Raw genomic sequence first — 427 nt, 5'->3', positions numbered from 1 at the left:
GCAGCCAGCGCATTGCCTTGTGCACGTGCAGACGCTTTTTGATTTGACCGGATCGAAATGCTATTTCTTTTTACATGGTGTCTTCTTCTACTCATGGAAATCACCTCCCTTCATAGGAAATGAAGGTGCGGATGGTCTTAGTGGTGCTTTTTGCGTTTGGATATTTTGATGTTCAGTGCATTGGTTGCCAGCGCATTACCATTTCTTGTTCTGGCATTTGCAGCCTGAAAAATTTTAACGACCAAGAATTTGTTTTTACCGACACGATGTTTGAACGTTTTTACTCTTGTTTTGATCATCTGCATCCCCCCTTGCTAAGGTATACTTTATTTATATGTCAGTGGCGATAGCGATGTATAAGCATGAATCTATTAACAGCAAAAAGAAACTATTACCTAACAGATAGATTCCTATATCCCATATAAAC

1 protein-coding gene is annotated in these 427 nt (G+C 39.6%); it reads right to left on the bottom strand.

Features of this window, described 5'->3' with window-relative positions; translation table 11 throughout:
* Window positions 1-137: 137 nt before the first annotated feature.
* Window positions 138-299 (bottom strand): hypothetical protein, encoded by a 162-nt coding sequence (locus JO375_RS06700; protein WP_197029894.1) that lies wholly within the window; start codon window positions 297-299, stop codon window positions 138-140.
* Between the last annotated feature and the right edge of the window lie 128 nt (window positions 300-427).

This window comes from Paenibacillus farraposensis, from assembly GCF_020736845.1.
Taxonomy (GTDB): Bacteria; Bacillota; Bacilli; order Paenibacillales; family Paenibacillaceae; genus Paenibacillus; species Paenibacillus farraposensis.
The sequence above is the reverse complement of the archived record's forward strand: the minus strand, read 5'-3'. Positions and strand labels throughout refer to the sequence as shown.

Bases quoted from the DNA above. Each gene is read 5' to 3' on its own strand.
- JO375_RS06700 (WP_197029894.1), bottom strand. From the start codon at position 299: ATGATCAAAACAAGAGTAAAAACGTTCAAACATCGTGTCGGTAAAAAC.